11 protein-coding genes and 2 rRNA genes are annotated in these 16,386 nt (G+C 73.0%); 9 read left to right on the top strand and 4 right to left on the bottom strand.

Features of this window, described 5'->3' with window-relative positions:
- Both GA0070215_RS20765 and rrf read left to right on the top strand, forming a co-directional pair.
- Positions 1 to 143 (top strand): 23S ribosomal RNA (locus tag GA0070215_RS20765); the annotation flags it as partial.
- A 79-nt stretch (positions 144 to 222) separates the two neighbouring features.
- Positions 223 to 339, top strand: a 5S ribosomal RNA gene (gene rrf, locus GA0070215_RS20770).
- A 307-nt stretch (positions 340 to 646) separates the two neighbouring features.
- On the opposite strand, the gene GA0070215_RS20775 is transcribed toward rrf, so the two are convergent.
- Entirely contained in the window at positions 647 to 1,324 is a 678-nt protein-coding gene (locus GA0070215_RS20775; protein ID WP_026268328.1) for a hypothetical protein, read from the bottom strand.
- A 70-nt stretch (positions 1,325 to 1,394) separates the two neighbouring features.
- Here GA0070215_RS20775 and GA0070215_RS20780 point away from each other — a divergent pair, with 70 nt between their 5' ends.
- Genes GA0070215_RS20780 through GA0070215_RS20790 form a run of 3 tightly spaced genes read left to right on the top strand, consistent with a single transcriptional unit; the run spans position 1,395 to position 5,805 of the window.
- Positions 1,395 to 4,013 (top strand): valine--tRNA ligase, encoded by a 2,619-nt coding sequence (locus GA0070215_RS20780; protein ID WP_091048793.1) that lies wholly within the window; start codon positions 1,395 to 1,397, stop codon positions 4,011 to 4,013.
- Positions 4,010 to 5,353, top strand: coding sequence for a bifunctional folylpolyglutamate synthase/dihydrofolate synthase (locus tag GA0070215_RS20785; RefSeq protein WP_091048797.1), 1,344 nt, complete (start codon positions 4,010 to 4,012; stop codon positions 5,351 to 5,353). Before GA0070215_RS20780 ends, GA0070215_RS20785 begins: the two co-directional genes overlap by 4 nt.
- The gene (locus GA0070215_RS20790) at positions 5,350 to 5,805 is read left to right on the top strand and encodes a DUF4233 domain-containing protein (protein ID WP_091048800.1); all 456 of its coding nucleotides are present in this window, start codon (positions 5,350 to 5,352) and stop codon (positions 5,803 to 5,805) included. The genes GA0070215_RS20785 and GA0070215_RS20790 overlap by 4 nt, the downstream gene beginning before the upstream one ends.
- 72 nt (positions 5,806 to 5,877) lie before the next feature.
- Here GA0070215_RS20790 and GA0070215_RS20795 read toward each other — a convergent pair whose 3' ends face one another.
- Entirely contained in the window at positions 5,878 to 7,224 is a 1,347-nt protein-coding gene (locus tag GA0070215_RS20795; RefSeq protein ID WP_091048803.1) for a VOC family protein, read from the bottom strand.
- 145 nt (positions 7,225 to 7,369) lie between these two features.
- Here GA0070215_RS20795 and ndk point away from each other — a divergent pair, with 145 nt between their 5' ends.
- On the top strand, positions 7,370 to 7,795 hold the full coding sequence (gene ndk / locus GA0070215_RS20800) for a nucleoside-diphosphate kinase (RefSeq protein ID WP_018787279.1): 426 nt from the start codon (positions 7,370 to 7,372) through the stop codon (positions 7,793 to 7,795).
- A 150-nt stretch (positions 7,796 to 7,945) separates the two neighbouring features.
- On the opposite strand, the gene GA0070215_RS20805 is transcribed toward ndk, so the two are convergent.
- Positions 7,946 to 8,383 carry a carboxymuconolactone decarboxylase family protein gene (locus GA0070215_RS20805; RefSeq protein ID WP_026268329.1) on the bottom strand — a complete coding sequence of 146 codons (438 nt, stop codon included), beginning with the start codon at positions 8,381 to 8,383 and terminating at the stop codon, positions 7,946 to 7,948.
- Positions 8,384 to 8,577: 194 nt separating this feature from the next.
- Here GA0070215_RS20805 and GA0070215_RS20810 point away from each other — a divergent pair, with 194 nt between their 5' ends.
- From GA0070215_RS20810 to GA0070215_RS20820, 3 genes are all read left to right on the top strand, one after another.
- Positions 8,578 to 10,137 carry an alkaline phosphatase D family protein gene (locus tag GA0070215_RS20810; RefSeq protein WP_091048807.1) on the top strand — a complete coding sequence of 520 codons (1,560 nt, stop codon included), beginning with the start codon at positions 8,578 to 8,580 and terminating at the stop codon, positions 10,135 to 10,137.
- Positions 10,138 to 10,444: 307 nt separating this feature from the next.
- On the top strand, positions 10,445 to 13,591 hold the full coding sequence (gene ileS / locus GA0070215_RS20815) for an isoleucine--tRNA ligase (protein ID WP_018787282.1): 3,147 nt from the start codon (positions 10,445 to 10,447) through the stop codon (positions 13,589 to 13,591).
- 157 nt (positions 13,592 to 13,748) lie between these two features.
- Entirely contained in the window at positions 13,749 to 14,441 is a 693-nt protein-coding gene (locus GA0070215_RS20820; RefSeq protein ID WP_018787283.1) for a lysophospholipid acyltransferase family protein, read from the top strand.
- Positions 14,442 to 14,445: 4 nt separating this feature from the next.
- Here the strand turns inward: GA0070215_RS20820 and GA0070215_RS20825 are convergent, their stop codons facing one another.
- On the bottom strand, positions 14,446 to 16,380 hold the full coding sequence (locus GA0070215_RS20825; RefSeq protein WP_091048812.1) for a hypothetical protein: 1,935 nt from the start codon (positions 16,378 to 16,380) through the stop codon (positions 14,446 to 14,448).
- Positions 16,381 to 16,386: the final 6 nt, after the last annotated feature.

Genomic DNA, 16,386 nt, shown 5'->3' on the forward strand with positions numbered 1-16,386 from the left:
CGGGAAGCTCGCTTCAAGATGAGGTATCCCACCCACATTTGTGGGGTAAGGCCCCCAGCTAGACGACTGGGTTGATAGGCCGGAAATGTAAGCCCGGTAACGGGTTCAGTTGACCGGTACTAATAGGCCGAGGACTTGACTACCAAGCTGCTACGCGTCCACTGTGCAACTCTGAACAAACTGCCGCCCGTGTTGTTGGGTTGGTTGACATGTTCATAGAGTTACGGCGGTCATGGCGGAGGGGAAACGCCCGGTCACATTCCGAACCCGGAAGCTAAGCCCTCCAGCGCCGATGGTACTGCACTCGGGAGGGTGTGGGAGAGTAGGACACCGCCGGACAACCTTTTCATTCAGGGTCACCCCTTCCGGGGTGGCCCTGAATTGCGTTCACCCCCGGAAAACACCACCAGACCGGCCGCCGAGCTGGCCCCCGATGCGGGTAACCAACGGACCGCCCATCTCATTGCCGGCACCGATACCGGCCAGCCGAACCAGGCCGCCACTTCCCCGAAGTGCGGCCATCACCCCGAAACCGGGGCGTGGGAGGGGACAGGGGCCGCCGACACGGCGACGTGGCGGGGGCGGGGCAGGAGCGTGTGTGGGCACCTCGGCGTACTGCCCGATGAGTGGGCGCCGAGGTCGCGGCTCAGCGGCTCTGGACGGACTCGCGGATGTCGCGGAACAGCGCCGCCGCGTCGTCGACCCGGCGGCCCGGGAACATGCCCATGACGACGCTGCCGTGGTCGGCCCACCCGCAGACCGCGAAGTCGCCGCCGTCGCCGCTCGTCGTACCGCACTTCATCACGCCATCCAGGCGGCCCGCGTCCACCTCGCGCAGCCCCGCCACCCGGCCGGTCTCGTCGGCCATCAGGCCGAACAGGGTGTCCAGGTCGCGTTCGGGCTGCCAGAGCAGCGTGGTGCCACCGAACAGCAGCACCGAACGTTTGGCGTCCCCGGACTCGGAGTAGACGGCGCCGTAGCCGCGGTCCAGCTCGATGTCGGCGGCCAGCCCGTCGCGCAGATAGTCGGCGGTGCTCCGGGCCCGCTCACTGTCGTCCCGCACCAGCCCCGCCACCTCGGCGGGCCGACCGAGAGTGGTGTCCTTCTGCTGGAGCACCCGCCAGCCGCCCAGTCCGAGCGCGCCGGCGCCGGCCAGACCGGCCGCGAGCAGAGCGGCCAGGACGATCTTCCGGCGGCGCGAGACGGGACGGCGTTCGGGCTCCTGCGCGGGATCGCGGCGGCTCAGCTCGATCGGCTCGTCGGTCAGCTCGACCGGATCGGAACCCCCGTCGACCGGGCGCTCGGTGAGATGCGCGTCGGACATGACCGCCACCGTACGCGAATCACAGGTGGTGCACGTCGGGTCCCCGAAAGCGCTCCGTAGACTTTCGCAGGTGACCGAGAGACTGGATGCCCGACGCCCCGACGCCCCGACCCTCGCCGGCCAGTACCAGCCCGGCGAGGTAGAGCAGCGACGGTACGAGCAGTGGGTAGCCGGCGGGCACTTCCGGGCGTCGGCGGACAGCGAGAAGCCGCCGTTCACCATCGTCATCCCGCCGCCGAACGTCACCGGCTCGCTGCACATGGGCCACGCGTTCGAGCACACGCTCATGGACGCGCTCACCCGGCGGAAGAAGATGCAGGGGTACGAGGCGCTCTGGCTGCCGGGCATGGACCACGCCGGCATCGCCACCCAGAACCTGGTCGAGCGGCAGCTCGCCGGTGAGGGGCTGTCCCGGCACGACCTCGGGCGGGAGAAGTTCGTTGAGCGGGTCTGGCAGTGGAAGGCCGAGTCCGGCGGCGCGATCCTCGGCCAGATGCGCCGGCTGGGCGACGCGGTCGACTGGGACCGCGAGCGCTTCACCATGGACGAGGGCCTGTCCCGGGCCGTGCAGACCATGTTCAAGAAGCTCTTCGACGACGGGCTCATCTACCGGGCCAACCGGATCATCAACTGGTGCCCCCGCTGCCTTACCGCGCTGTCCGACATCGAGGTGGAGCACACCGACGACGAGGGTGAGCTGGTCTCGATCCGCTACGGCGACGAGGTCGTGGTGGCGACCACCCGGGCCGAGACCATGCTCGGCGACACCGCGGTGGCGGTGCACCCGGACGACGAGCGCTACCGGCACCTGATCGGCACCGAGGTGGAGCTGCCGCTCACCGACCGGCGGATCCCGATCGTCGCCGACGAGCACGTCGACCCGAGCTTCGGCACCGGCATGGTCAAGGTGACCCCGGCGCACGACCCGAACGACTTCGAGATCGGCCAGCGGCACGACCTGCCGTCGCTGACGATCATGGACGAGCGCGGTGTCATCACCGCGCCCGGCCCGTTCCAGGGCCTGGACCGGTACGAGGCCCGCCCGGCGATCGTCGCCGCGCTGCGCGAGCAGGGCCGGATCGTGGCCGAGAAGCGGCCGTACCTGCACGCGGTGGGGCACTGCTCGCGGTGCAAGACGACCGTCGAGCCGCGGCTGTCGTTGCAGTGGTTCGTCAACACCGCGCCGCTCGCGAAGGCCGCCGGCGACGCGGTGCGCGACGGCCGGGTGACGATCGAGCCCTCCGAGCTGGCCAAGCGCTACTTCGCCTGGGTCGACAACATGCACGACTGGTGTATCTCCCGCCAGCTCTGGTGGGGCCACCGCATCCCCGTCTGGTACGGCCCGGACGGCGAGATCGTCTGCGTCGGCCCGGACGAGGAGCCGCCGTCCGGCGCGGGCTGGCGGCAGGACGAGGACGTCCTGGACACCTGGTTCTCCAGCGGCCTGTGGCCCTTCTCCACGCTCGGCTGGCCGGAGCGCACCCCGGACCTGGCGAAGTTCTACCCGACCAGCGTGCTGGTCACCGGCTACGACATCCTGTTCTTCTGGGTCGCCCGGATGATGATGTTCGGCCTGTACGCGATGGACGGCGTGCAGCCGTTCGACGTGGTGGCGCTGCACGGCATGGTCCGCGACGAGCACGGCAAGAAGATGTCGAAGTCGTTCGGCAACGTGGTGGACCCGCTGGACTGGATCGACCGGTTCGGCGCCGACGCGACCCGGTTCACGCTGGCCCGGGGCGCCAACCCCGGCCAGGACGTGCCGGTCAGCGAGGAGTGGTGCCAGGGCTCCCGCAACTTCTGCAACAAGCTCTGGAACGCCACCCGGTTCGCGTTGCTCAACGGCGCGCACACCGACGGCCCGCTGCCGGACGCCGGTGACCTCTCCACCGTCGACAGGTGGATCCTGTCCCGGCTGTCGCACGTCACCGCCGAGGTCGACGAGCAGTTCGAGGCGTACGAGTTCGCGAAGGTCTGCGATCTGCTCTACCACTTCGCGTGGGACGACGTCTGCGACTGGTACGTGGAGCTGAGCAAGCCGGTCCTGGCCGAGGGCGGCCCGGCCGCCGACGCCACCCGCCGGGTGCTCGGGCACGTGCTGGACCAGCTCCTGCGGCTGCTGCACCCGGTCATCCCGTTCGTCACCGACGAGCTGTGGGCCGCGCTCAGCGGCGGCGAGACCGTGCTGGCCGCGTCCTGGCCGGTCGCCGACCGTACCCTGATCGACGACGCCGCGGAGGGTGAGGTCGGCACCCTGCAGCGGGTGGTGACCGAGGTCCGCCGGTTCCGGTCGGACCAGGGGCTGCGGCCCACCCAGCGGGTCGCCGCGCGGCTCGACGGCCTGGCCGGCGCGGGCATCGCGGCGCACGAGCCGCTGGTCCGCTCGCTGGCCCGGCTGGACGTGCCGGGCGACGAGTTCCAGGCGAGCGCCACGCTGGCCATGCCCGGTGAGGTGAGCGTCGCGCTCGACACCCGCGGTTCGATCGACGTGGCCGCCGAGCGCGCCCGGCTCACCAAGGACCGGGCGGCCGCCGAGAAGGAAGCCACCCAGGCGCGGGCGAAGCTGGACAATCCGGCGTTCGTCGGCAAGGCGCCCGAGCCGGTGGTGGCGAAGATCCGCGAACGGCTGGCGGTGGCCGAGGCGGATCTGGTCCGGATCGACGCCGCCCTGGAGGCGCTTCCCTCATGAGCGAACGCACCGACCGCACGGCGTTCGCCGAGGTGGAGGCCGCGCTCAACGCGCGCGGCTTCACCCGGATGCACTTCGAGCTGGAGAAGATCGAGACCCTGCTCGACCTGCTGGGCAGCCCGCAGCGGGCGTACCCGTCGATCCACCTGACCGGCACCAACGGCAAGACCTCGACGGCCCGGATGATCGACTCGCTGCTGCGGGCGTTCGGGCTGCACACCGGCCGCTACACCAGCCCGCACCTGGAGACCGTCCGGGAGCGGATCAGCCTGGACGGCGAGCCGGTGAGCGAGGAGCGGTTCGTGTCCACGTACCGCGAGATCGCGCCGCTGGCCGAGCTGGTCGACCAGCGGTTCGCCGAGCCGCTGACGTACTTCGACATGACCACGGCGCTGGCGTTCGCCACGTTCGCCGACGCCCCGGTCGACGTGGCGGTGGTGGAGGTCGGGCTCGGCGGCGCGGAGGACGCGACGAACGTCCTCCAGGCCGGCGTCGCCGTGATCACCCCGATCGGGCTGGACCACACCGAGTGGCTCGGCGACACGATCGAGGACATCGCCCTGCACAAGGCGGGCATCATCCACGCCGGCGCCACGGTGATCGCAGCGGCGCAGGAGGAGGAGGCAGCCCGCCCGATCCTGGAACGATGCGCCGAGGTCAACGCCACCGTCGCACGCGAGGGCGCCGAGTTCGGCGTGCTGCGCCGCGCGGTCGCGGTCGGCGGCCAGGTGCTGACCATCCAGGGCCTGGGCGGGGTGTACGAGGAGATCTTCATCCCGCTGCACGGGGCGCACCAGGCGCAGAACGCGGCGGTGGCGCTGGCCGCCGTGGAGGCGTTCCTCGGCGCCGGGGCCCGGCGGCAGCTCGACATCGAGGCGGTCCGTGAGGGCTTCGCCGCGACCAGTTCGCCGGGCCGGCTGGAGCGGGTGCGTACCGCACCGACGGTGCTGCTCGACGGCGCGCACAACCCGCACGGGATGGCCGCGACGGTCGCCGCCGTGCAGGAGGAGTTCGCGTTCAGCAAGCTCGTCGGCGTGCTGGCGGTACTCGGCGACAAGGACGCGGCGAGCCTGCTCGAACTGCTCGAACCGGTGCTCGACTCGATCGTGGTGGCGGAGAACAGCTCGGCTCGGGCGATGCCGGTGGACGAACTGGCCGCGCTGGCGCGGGAGATCTTCGGGCCGGAGCGGGTGCAGGTGGCCCGGGAGATGCCCGACGCGATCGAGGCGGCGGTGGCGGAGGCCGAGTCGGACGTGCCGGGCGAGCTGGCCGGGGTGGGCGTGCTGATCACGGGATCGGTGGTGACAGTGGCCGACGCCCGCCGGCTGCTCAAGCGATGACCGGCCCGCAGCAGCGCCCGGCCGGCCCGTACGAGCCAGCGGGTCCGGAGCGGCCGGGCGGCGCCGAGCGGCCGGGCGGCGCCGCGTCGGAGGGCCACGCGCCGGCCGGTGTGCGGCGGTCCGGGCTGCGGAACCCGGACAAGGCGGTACGCGGCCTCGGCGCCGGCACGATGGCGCTGGAGGCGCTGGTGCTGCTGCTGGCCATCCAGCCGATCCGGGTGGTCGGCGGTGACCTGAGCGGCGCGGCGATCGGCGCGATCGTCGCGCTGGCGGTCGCCTGCGTGGTGCTCGCCGGCATGATGGGCCGCCCGTGGGCGTGGCACGCCGGCACCGTCCTCCAGGGCCTGCTGCTGCTCTCCGGGTTGCTGCACTGGTCGCTGTTCGCGCTCGGTGTGATGTTCGCGCTGGTGTGGGCGTACGCGCTGCACGTGCGGCGGGTCATCCTCGGCTGAGCGCCGTCGCGCGGCTGCGCGTGTTAAGAAGGGCCCCTTCCTCTACCTGAGGCGTTAAGAGGGGGCCCTTCCTTACACCTCGGCGAGGGTGCGCCACTGGGTGAGCGCGACGCCGTGGCCGTCGGGGTCGCGGAAGGCTGCCGCCCACACCTCCAGCTTGGTGCCCCGGTTGACCACACGCGGCGCGTACGTGAACCGGACGCCGGAGTCGCGCAGCCGCTCGTACGCCCCCTGGATGTCGTCCACCTCCAGGTTGACGTGCACCAGGCGGCGGCTGATCGGGGCGGCGCCGGTCACCCGGCGCAGCACCAGCCGGGTCGGCCCGGAGGAGAGCACGGCGTTGCCCTCGCCCCGGTCCAGCTCGTCGAAGCCGAGTTCCCGGTAGAAGTCGAGGGACCGGTCCAGGTCGGTGACGAGCAGCGTGATGCCGACGCCGCTGATCGGGCTGGCCGGCTCGTCCGGCTCGACCGCGTCGGACGGCCCGAAGATCGCCTCGTCCAGCTCCTCGGCGGTCGGCGCGTCGGAGCGCCGCGGAGCGTCCGGCGGGTCGTCCAGCGGCACGTCGATCGGGTCGGGCACGGTGTCGGCCGGCTCGGCGTTCGTCGGGATCGTGTCGGCCGGCCCGGGGTCGGTGAGCACCGTCTCGACCGGCACCGTGTCGGCCGGCTCCTCGACCGGCGAGCGGGGGGCCGGGGCGCGGCGGGGGAGCGCGCCGGGGCCGGCCGTGCGTTCGGCCCGTTCGACGAGTTGCCCCTCCAGCACCACCGGGCCGCCGGGGCTCCGGTGCAGCACCACCGGCTCGCGGTCCTCGGCCCGGGCCGGGACGTCGTCCAGGTACGGGTCCGGCGCGGGCGGGTAGTCGTCGCGGAAGTCGTCCTCCGGCGCGCGCCCGGCCCACGGCGGCGCCTCCTGCGCGATCAGTGGTTCGTCCAGCGGGTCCGGCTCGGCGGCGTACTCGGGCGGCAGGTCGGCGACCGCGGCGGTGCTCTCCGCGTGCGTGGGCACCTCGTCCCAGAGCACCCGGACGTGCCGCTGGTCGTCCAGCGCCACCCGGACCGGCAGCGCCTGGCCCAGCGAGGGCCACTTGGCGACCGGCACCCGCGGCTCGATGATCTTCTTGGAGCGGGGTGGCAGCCCCGGCGCGTCGATGACCAGTTGCAGCTCGCAGCGGCCGAACGCGTACTGGGTGGGCGGTTCGGACGCGCTGTGCACGTGCCCCAGGCCGATCACCCAGGCGCGGCCGCCGCCGCGTACCGTGGCCAGGGCGATCGCCAGCACCAGTAGCGCGACGCCGAGCGCCACGATGGCCCAGCTGGTCATGCCGAGCCCGAACACGGTCACGAAGGTGGCGACGGTGCCCAGCACCGCCCCGATCAGTTTGCGTACCGGCGCGATCGTGTGGTTCCCGCCATTCGCCACAGTGGACCTCCCAGGGGTTCCAGGGCCAGGCTAGGCCGCCGCGGCGGGCCAGGGAAGACGCAGCCGCCGCGCCGGCGCCGGGACCGGGTCGCTACGCTGACCGTACCCAGCCGAACCCCGTTTGAGTGCGCAGGAGGAACCCAGCGTGTCCAGCAGCAGCCCGGACGAGCGGTCGCTCGTACTGATCAAGCCCGACGCGGTGCGCCGCGGTCTGGTGGGCGAGATCCTGTCCCGTTTCGAGCGCAAGGGCCTGCGGATCGACGCGATGGTGAGCCGGACCATGGACGGCGGCTTCGCCGACCAGCACTACGCCGAGCACGTCGACAAGCCGTTCTACCCGCCGCTGAAGACGTTCATGACCAGCGGCCCGCTGGTGGCGCTGGTGCTCTCCGGCGACCAGGTGATCGAGGTGGTGCGCGCGATGATCGGCAGCACCGACGGCCGCAAGGCCGCCGCCGGCACCATCCGCGGTGACCTGTCGCTGTCGAACCGGGAGAACCTGGTGCACGCCTCCGATTCGGCGGACAGTGCCAAGCGCGAGATCGCGCTCTGGTTCCCCGAGCTGGCCTGAGCGGTTTCCGGCGGCGGCCCCGGGCCCCCGCCGGCCCGTCAGGTCAGGGCGTCGGCGCGGGTGGCAGCGCGCCGAGCTCGCGCACGATCCGCTCCGCCAGGGCCGCCACCACCGGTGCGGCAGGGAACAGTCGGGCGCGCCCGGGGTGCACTACCCGGTGGGCGGCTGCGTCTGGCAGGTCACCGCGATCCGGTTCCACACGTTGATGGTGGCGATCGCCGTCACCAGGTCCGCCAGTTCCCTCTCCGACCACACCTTCACCGCGGCGTCCCAGACGTCGTCCGGCACGCCGTGCTCGCCGAGCCGGGTCACCGCGTCGGTGAGGGCCAGCGCGGCCCGCTCCCGCTCGTCGAAGAACGGTGCCTCGCGCCACGCCGCGACCGCGAACAGTCGGCGGCTGTCCTCGCCGGCCGCCAGCGCCTCGCGGCTGTGCATGTCCACGCAGAACGCGCAGCCGTTGCGCATCGACGCCCGGAGCTTCACCAGCTCCAGCACGGTGTGGTCCACGTTCGCCCGGACGTACTTCTCCAGGCCCAGCACGGCCTGGAACGCCTCGGGCGCCACCGCCGCCATGTCCATCCGGCTCATCGCCGCCTCCTTGAGGTTCGGGTACGCGGACAGGACGGGACACGGCGGGCGCGGTGTGACGGCGCGGCGGTGTGACGGTGGTCATGACCGGGGTCGACAGCAGTCGTTGGGGTGCCGGTCACCTCTGTCGGAGTCGCCGGTCACCTGGGGCCGGTAGACCGGGGCCGGTGACACTGCCGACACCGGGAGGACCCATGACGCACATCGATCGACGTACCCTGCTCCGTGCCGGCCTGGTCGCCGGTGGAGTCGCCGGCGGCGCGCTGCTCGGTGCGCCCGGCGCGCCCGCCGCGCCCGGCCTGCGGGCCGGGGGCCGGCCGCTGCTCACCCACGGCGTGCAGAGCGGCGACGTGACCGCCGACTCGGCGCTGGTCTGGACCCGCGCGGACCGGCCCGGCCGGATGCTGGTCGAGGTGAGCCGCCGGCCGGACCTGCGTGGCGCGCGGCTGGTGCGCGGCCCGGTGGTCGACCCCACCGGCGACTTCACCGGCAAGGTCCGGCTGCGCGGCCTGCCCGCGGGGGAGCGGCTGCACTACCGGGTACGGGTGGAGAGCCTGGACCGGCACGGCCTGTGCAGCGAGCCGCTGACCGGCTCGTTCGCCACCGCCCCCGGCCGGCACCAGCGGCGTGACGTGCGGTTCGTGTGGACCGGCGACATCGTCGGGCAGGGCTGGGGGATCAGCCCCGACTTCGACGGCCTGGCGATCTTCCGGGCCATGCGGGAGCGCCGGCCGGACTTCTTCCTGTGCAGCGGCGACACCGTGTACGCCGACGGACCGCTGGCCGAGAGCGTGGTCCTGCCCGACGGCCGCACCTGGCGCAACCTGGTGACGCCGGAGAAGAGCAAGGTGGCCGAGACGCTCGCCGAGTACCGGGGGCAGTTCGCGTACAACCTGCTCGACACCCACCTGCGGGCGTTCGCCGCCCAGGTGCCGCAGATCAACCAGTGGGACGACCACGAGGTGGTGAACAACTGGTACCCGGGGGAGATCCTGACCGACGACAGGTACGGCGAGAAGCGCGTGGACGTGCTCGCCGCCCGGGCCCGGCAGGCGTTCCACGAGTGGCTGCCGGTGTCGACGGGCGGGCCGATGTACCGCAGGCTGTCGTACGGGCCGCTGCTGGACGTGTTCGTGCTGGACATGCGCACCTACAAGGACCCGAACGACGGCAACACGTACGCCGACCGCGACCGCGGCCTGCTCGGCCGGGCGCAGCGGGAGTGGCTGATCCGGGAACTGCGCGCGTCCCGCGCCACCTGGAAGGTGATCGCCAACGACCTGCCGATCGGGGTGGTGGTGCCCGACGGTGCGGGCGCGCAGGAGGGCGTCGCGCAGGGCGACGACGGCGCGCCGGCCGGCCGGGAGCTGGAGTTCGCCGAGGTGCTGCGCGCGTCGCACCGGGCCGGGGTGACCGGGCTGGTGTTCCTCACCGCCGACGTGCACTACACCGCCGCCCACCACTACGACCCGGCGCGTGCGGCGGTGCGGGACTTCAGCCCGTTCTGGGAGTTCGTCTCCGGCCCGGCGCACGCGGGGGCGTTCGGCCCGAACGCGCTCGACGGCACGTTCGGCCCGAAGGCGGTCTTCGTGCACGCCCCGCCGCGGGCCAACACCTCCCCGGCCGAGGGCTTCCAGCACTTCGGCGAGGTGACCATCGACGGCGCGTCGCGGGCGCTCACGGTCCACCTGCGCGACCGCACCGGCGTCTCCCTCTGGACCACCACCCTCCCGGCCCCCGCCTCCCGCCGTTGACCCGCCCGGGGTCGATGGGAGAGGAGATAGTCGGAGGCGCGGCGGGTGGGAGGTCGAGTACGCTTGCGGGGCACAGGCGACGACCCGGCCATCACCGGCGAGCCTCCGGAAGAACAGCCGGGTCACCGGCCCAGTAGAACCGGACGGGACGGCCCGTCACAGCCGGCCAACGAGCGGGCGGTCGCACCTCGGCCGCCAAGCGGGGTGGTACCGCGGGCCACGCCCGGGGCGCCGGTCACGGCGTACCGGAGTCGGCTCGTCCTCGCAGACCACAGACGAGTGAGCTGCTGAGGGAGAGCGACAGGCGATGGCCTATCCGTTGCACGACCCGACCGGCGCCGGCGTCCCGGCGAGCCCGGACCTGCCCGCGGTCGAGCGCCGGGTGCTGGAGCACTGGACGGCCGACAAGACCTTCGAGGCGTCGGTGGAGGCCCGCGACGCCGGCCGGAACGGCGAGAACGAGTACGTCTTCTACGACGGCCCGCCGTTCGCCAACGGCCTGCCGCACTACGGCCACCTGTTCACCGGCTACGTCAAGGACGTGGTGCCGCGCTACCAGACCATGCGCGGGCGGCACGTCGAGCGCCGGTTCGGCTGGGACTGCCACGGCCTGCCCGCCGAGGTGGTCGCCGAGAAGCAGCTCGGCATCACCACCAAGGCGGAGATCCTCGACCTCGGCGTGGCCCGGTTCAACGACGCCTGCCGCACGTCGGTGCTGGAGTTCACCCACGACTGGGAGCGGTACGTCACCCGGCAGGCGCGCTGGGTCGACTTCGCCAACGACTACAAGACGCTCGACCTGGACTACATGGAAAGCGTCATGTGGGCCTTCAAGACCCTGCACGACAAGGGTCTGGTCTACGAGGGCTTCCGGGTGCTCGCGTACTGCTGGCGGTGCGAGACGCCGCTGTCGAACACCGAGACCCGGATGGACGACGTCTACCGGGACCGGCACGACCCGACGCTCACCGTCTGGTTCGAGCTGACCGCCGACGAGAACGCGCCGGAGCCGCTGCGCGGGCCGGTCAAGCTCGGCGTCTGGACGACCACGCCGTGGACGCTGCCGTCGAACCTGGCGCTCGCAGTCGGCCCCGACATCGAGTACGCGCTACTCGAGCGTGACGGCGAGCGCTACGTGGTCGGCGCCGCGCGCCTCGGCGCGTACGCCAAGGAACTGGAGGGGTACGAGCAGGTCGGCACCGTGTACGGCCGCGACCTGGCCGGACGCCGCTACACGCCGCTCTACGACTTCCTGGTCGAGCCGGCCGGCCCGAACGCCTACCAGGTGCTCGGCGCGGACTTCGTCACCACGGAGGACGGCACCGGGATCGTCCACCTGGCGCCCGCCTTCGGTGAGGACGACCAGAACACCTGCAACGCCGCCGGCATCCCCACCGTCGTGACGGTGGACGACCACACCCGGTTCACCGCGCTGGTCCCGCCGTACCAGGGCGAGCAGGTCTTCGACGTGAACAAGCCGGTGATCCGGGAACTGAAGGAGCGGGGGGTGGTGCTGCGGCAGGACACCTACACCCACTCGTACCCGCACTGCTGGCGCTGCGACACCCCGCTGGTCTACAAGGCGGTGTCGTCGTGGTTCGTCGCGGTGAGCAGGTTCAAGGACCGGATGGTCGAGCTGAACCAGCAGATCAACTGGACGCCCGGCCACATCAAGGACGGCTCGTTCGGCAAGTGGCTGGCGAACGCCCGGGACTGGTCGATCAGCCGGAACCGGTTCTGGGGCTCGCCGATCCCGGTCTGGCGCTCCGACGACCCGAACCACCCGCGGGTGGACGTGTACGGCTCGCTGGCCGACATCGAGCGTGACTTCGGCGTACGCCTGACCGACCTGCACCGGCCGGCGGTGGACGACCTGGTCCGCCCCAACCCGGACGACCCGACGGGCAAGTCGATGATGCGCCGGGTGCCGGAGGTGCTGGACTGCTGGTTCGAGTCCGGCTCGATGCCGTTCGCCCAGGTGCACTACCCGTTCTCCAACCGCGAGTGGTTCGAGCACCACTACCCGGGTGACTTCATCGTCGAGTACATCGGGCAGACCCGCGGCTGGTTCTACACCATGCACGTGCTGGCCACCGCGCTGTTCGACCGGCCGGCGTTCCGCAACTGCCTGAGCCACGGCATCCTGCTCGGCTCGGACGGGCGCAAGATGTCCAAGAGCCTGCGCAACTACCCGGACGTCTACCACGTGTTCGACTCGTACGGGTCGGACGCGATGCGGTGGATGCTGATGTCGTCGCCGGTGCTGCGCGGCGGCGACATGGCGGTCACCGAGTCGGGCATCCGGGACGCGGTGCGCCAGGTGCTGCTGCCGCTGTGGAACGTCTGGTACTTCTTCTCGCTCTACGCCAACGCCGACGGCCACACCGCGCGTCGTCGTACCGACTCGGCGAACGTGCTCGACCGGTACGTGCTGGCGAAGACGAACGAGCTGGTCGCGACCGTCGGCGCGCAGATGGACGCGTACGACATCTCCGGCGCGTGCGCCACCGTGCGGTCCTACCTGGACGCGCTGACGAACTGGTACGTGCGCCGGTCCCGGGACCGGTTCTGGGCCGGCGACGCGGACGCGTTCGACACGTTGTGGACCGTGCTGGAGACGCTGTGCCGGGTGGTGGCGCCGCTGGCGCCGCTGACCGCCGAGGAGATCTGGCGCGGGTTGACCGGCGAGCGGTCGGTCCACCTGACCGACTGGCCGTCCGCGGAGGAGTTCCCGGCCGACCACGAGTTGGTCTCCGCGATGGACAACGTCCGGGCGGTCGCCTCGGCGGCCCTGTCGCTGCGCAAGGCCAAGGGCCTGCGGGTGCGGCTGCCGCTGGCGAAGCTCACCGTGGCGTCGCCCGTCGCCGCCCAGCTGCGGCCCTTCGCCGCCCTGGTCGCCGACGAGGTGAACGTGAAGGAGGTTGTGCTCACCGGCGAGGTGTCCGCGTACTGCCAGCAGGTGCTCACAGTGGTGCCGCGGGCGCTCGGCCCGCGCGTCGGCAAGGCCGTCCAGCAGGTGATCAAGGCGGTCAAGGCGGGGGAGTGGGAGCTGCGCGACGGCGCCCCGGTCGCCGCCGGGGTCACGCTGGCCGAGGGCGAGTACGAGCTGCGCCTGGTCGCCGCCGACGCCGAACACTCCGCGCCGCTTCCGGGCGGTGAGGGAGTGGTCGTGCTGGACACCGGGGTCACGCCGGAACTCGCGGCCGAAGGGCTGGCCCGGGACGTGGTCCGGGTCGTGCAGCAGGCCCGCCGTGAGGCCGGGCTGGACGTCTCCGACCGGATCACGGTGGCCGTCTCCGCGTCCGAGGAGGTGCGCGCGGCCGTCGCCGCGTACACCGAGTTCGTGGCGCGGGAGGTGCTCGCCGACAGCGTCGACTTCGCCGAGGGCCTCGACGGCTTCGACGGCGAGGCCGGCGAGGGCGAGCGCGTGACCGTGGCGGTCCGCAAGGTGTGAAGTGAGGCGGGGGCCCTTCTCGACGCCTCAGGTAGAGGAAGGGCCCCCGCTCAACGCCCGCACCCAGCCAGTGGACTGCGGGCCACCCGCTCGGTGGCGGACGGCCGCGTCGGCTACCGTGACAGCGCCTGTTTCACGTACGACCGCCGGAGGACCCGTGCCCCTGCTCTACACCATCGGCAAGCTCACCGTGGCGCCCGCGCTCCGGTTGGCCTTCCGTCCGCACGTGGAGGGTTTGGAGCACATCCCGGCGGCCGGCGGCGCGATCTTCGCCAGCAACCACCTCTCGGTCGCCGACGAGCTGCTCCTCGGCACCGTGGTGCCCCGGCACCTGGCGTTCTGGGCCAAGTCGGAGTACTTCACGGGCGCCGGGCTCAAGGGCGGCTTCTCCAAGTTCGTCCTCACCGGCCTGGGCGCGATCCCGGTCGAGCGGGCCGGGGGCCGGGCCGCGCTCACCGCGTTCGACGCGGCGATCCCGGTGCTCAAGGCCGGTGACCTGGTCGCCGTCTACCCGGAGGGCACCCGCTCGCCGGACGGGCGGCTCTACCGTGGGCGTACCGGCACGGTCCGGCTGGCCATCGCCGCCGGTGTGCCGATCATTCCGGTCGGCGTGACCGGCACCGACAAGGCCCAGCCCATCGGTACGCGGATCCCGCGGCCGGGCCGCGCCAAGATCACCATGAAGTTCGGCAAGCCGCTGGACTTCACCGGCCGTCCCGACGACCGCACGTCGCTGCGGGCGATGACCGACGAGATGATGGCCGAGATCCAGAAGCTCAGCGGCCAGGAGTACGTCCCGCGCTACGCCCCGAAGCGCGCCGACCAGACCGGCGGCGACCAGGCCGCCTGAGCGGTCAGGACTTCGGCACCACCACGCGCTGGCGCAGGTCGTCGAGCAGCCGCCCGCTGTCGTCCACCGACAGCCGGGTGAACACGCCGGTGGTGAGGCTGCCGTGGTCGGCCGAGACGCAGACCACCACCGAGTCGCCGTCGGCCCGGCCGACGGCGCAGCGCTCGTAGCGTCCCCGTACGCCGGTGTCCACTGCCACCGACTCCTTCAGGGCGTAGTCCCCGGCGAGGCGGTCGATCTCCGACTTGGCGTCCGACTCCGGACTGAACCGCAGGCCGGTGCTGCCGAACAACGTCACCCGCTTGCCGTCGTTCGTGGTGTAGATGCCGGCGAACGTGTCCTCGGCGAGCAGGTTCGATTCGCGTACCTGGGATTTCAGCTCCTCGGCGGTGGCCCGGCTGCTCTCGTCCTGGCGCAGCCGCATCGAGTCGATCCGGTCCGGGAGGGTGGCGCTGGCCGGGTACTGGCTGGAGACCGGCTGGATCCACCAGAGCGGGACGCCGCAGCAGCAGGCCACGGAGAGCAGCAGCATCCAGGGCCAGCGGCGCCGGCGCCGGGTCCGCTTGGGCGGCTGCTGCCAGCCCGGTGGCGGCGCGGCAGGTGGCCCGGCCTTGCCCCGGCGCTGCTTCGGCGGCCGTCCGGGCTTCGCCGGCGGCGCGACGGGCGGCGGCGCGACGGGCGGCGGCGCGACGGGCCGGGCGGCCGGCGCACCCGGGTGGTGCGGCGGCGACACCGGGCGGGCCGGTCCGGGGTAGGGCGGGTGGTGCGGCGGCGACACCGGGCGGGCCGGTCCGGCGTACGGCGCGCCGGGCGGCGACACCGGGCGGGCGGCGGGCGGCGCGGCATGGGCCGGTGGCGCCGGCTGCGGGGCGGGGTGTGCCGGTGGGTTCGGGTGAGCCGCCGGTGGCGCCGGGTGGGCCGGGTGAGGGTCGCCCGGCGTGGTCCAGGGCGCGGTGTAGGGCATCGTCGGCGTCAGCGGCGGCAGTTCGGGAGCGTGCAGCTCCCAGCCGGTGGTGTCCACCCCGGCCCACGGGTCGACCGGCGTGGCGTGCTCCGGCGACGCGAGCGGCGGCACGGGCGTGGGCTCGGCCGACTCGCCCCAGGCGGGCCGGCGTGCCGGCGGTGGCGGGACGGCGGCGGAACCGCTCCAGCGGGGCGTGGGCGCCTCGACCCGGGTCGGGTCGGGCGTGCTTTCCTCGCGGGTGCGATCCGGGGCGTCGTCGACCCGGGTGGGATCCGGGGCGGGCTGGGGCGACTGCGGCGCGAGGTCGATGCGCGTCGGATCCGGCCGGTGCCCCGTGCGCGGGGTCGGGACGGGTGTGGTGCGGCCGGGAACCGCTGCCGAACCCCGAGCCGGGGTGACCGGCCCGGCCGGCGTTGCGGCGTCGGCGGTCGGCGCCTCGGAACCGTCGCCGGGGACGTCGGCCGCGCCGGCCGGCGGGTGCGGGCTCGCGTCGCCGGGCGCGGCGGTGCCGGCCGGTTCCGCCGGAGTCCCCGGCCCGGCGGATTGCTCCCGCCGCGTCAGGTCAGCCTGCCCCGCCGCGTCGGCGGCCTGGTCCTGCCGCGTCGGGTCAGCCTGTTCCGCTGGCCCGGCGGCTTCGTCCTGTCGCGCCGGCTCGTCGGGCGGCGAGGCGTGCACCTGATCGTCGGACGGCCGGTCGCCGGGCTCGGTGTGGTGCGGCTGCTCGTCGGACACGACGGCCGCCGGCCGGCCGCGGGGCGTACCGTCGTGCGGTCCGCCGTCGGCGGCGTCGGACGGCTGGTCGGCCGCCGTTGCGCCGGGGGACCGGTCGTCGGCGGTCTCCGGAGTGTCGGACGGCGACGCCGGAGCCGAGGCGCCGGTGGCGTCCTCGGTGTCGACGGCGGTCGCCGGCTCGGTGACGGACGGCATCTCGGCCCCGTCGGCCGGCCGGTCCGCCCCCGGCTGCGGCTGCGGCATCGCGGC

It is taken from the genome of Micromonospora marina, assembly GCF_900091565.1.
GTDB lineage: Bacteria > Actinomycetota > Actinomycetes > Mycobacteriales > Micromonosporaceae > Micromonospora > Micromonospora marina.

Coding starts and splice junctions, on each gene's coding strand:
- GA0070215_RS20775 (WP_026268328.1), bottom strand. CDS start 1,324: ATGTCCGACGCGCATCTCACCGAGCGCCCGGTCGACGGGGGTTCCGAT.
- GA0070215_RS20785 (WP_091048797.1), top strand. CDS start 4,010: ATGAGCGAACGCACCGACCGCACGGCGTTCGCCGAGGTGGAGGCCGCG.
- GA0070215_RS20790 (WP_091048800.1), top strand. CDS start 5,350: ATGACCGGCCCGCAGCAGCGCCCGGCCGGCCCGTACGAGCCAGCGGGT.
- GA0070215_RS20805 (WP_026268329.1), bottom strand. CDS start 8,383: ATGAGCCGGATGGACATGGCGGCGGTGGCGCCCGAGGCGTTCCAGGCC.
- GA0070215_RS20810 (WP_091048807.1), top strand. CDS start 8,578: ATGACGCACATCGATCGACGTACCCTGCTCCGTGCCGGCCTGGTCGCC.
- ileS (WP_018787282.1), top strand. CDS start 10,445: ATGGCCTATCCGTTGCACGACCCGACCGGCGCCGGCGTCCCGGCGAGC.
- GA0070215_RS20825 (WP_091048812.1), bottom strand. CDS start 16,380: ATGCCGCAGCCGCAGCCGGGGGCGGACCGGCCGGCCGACGGGGCCGAG.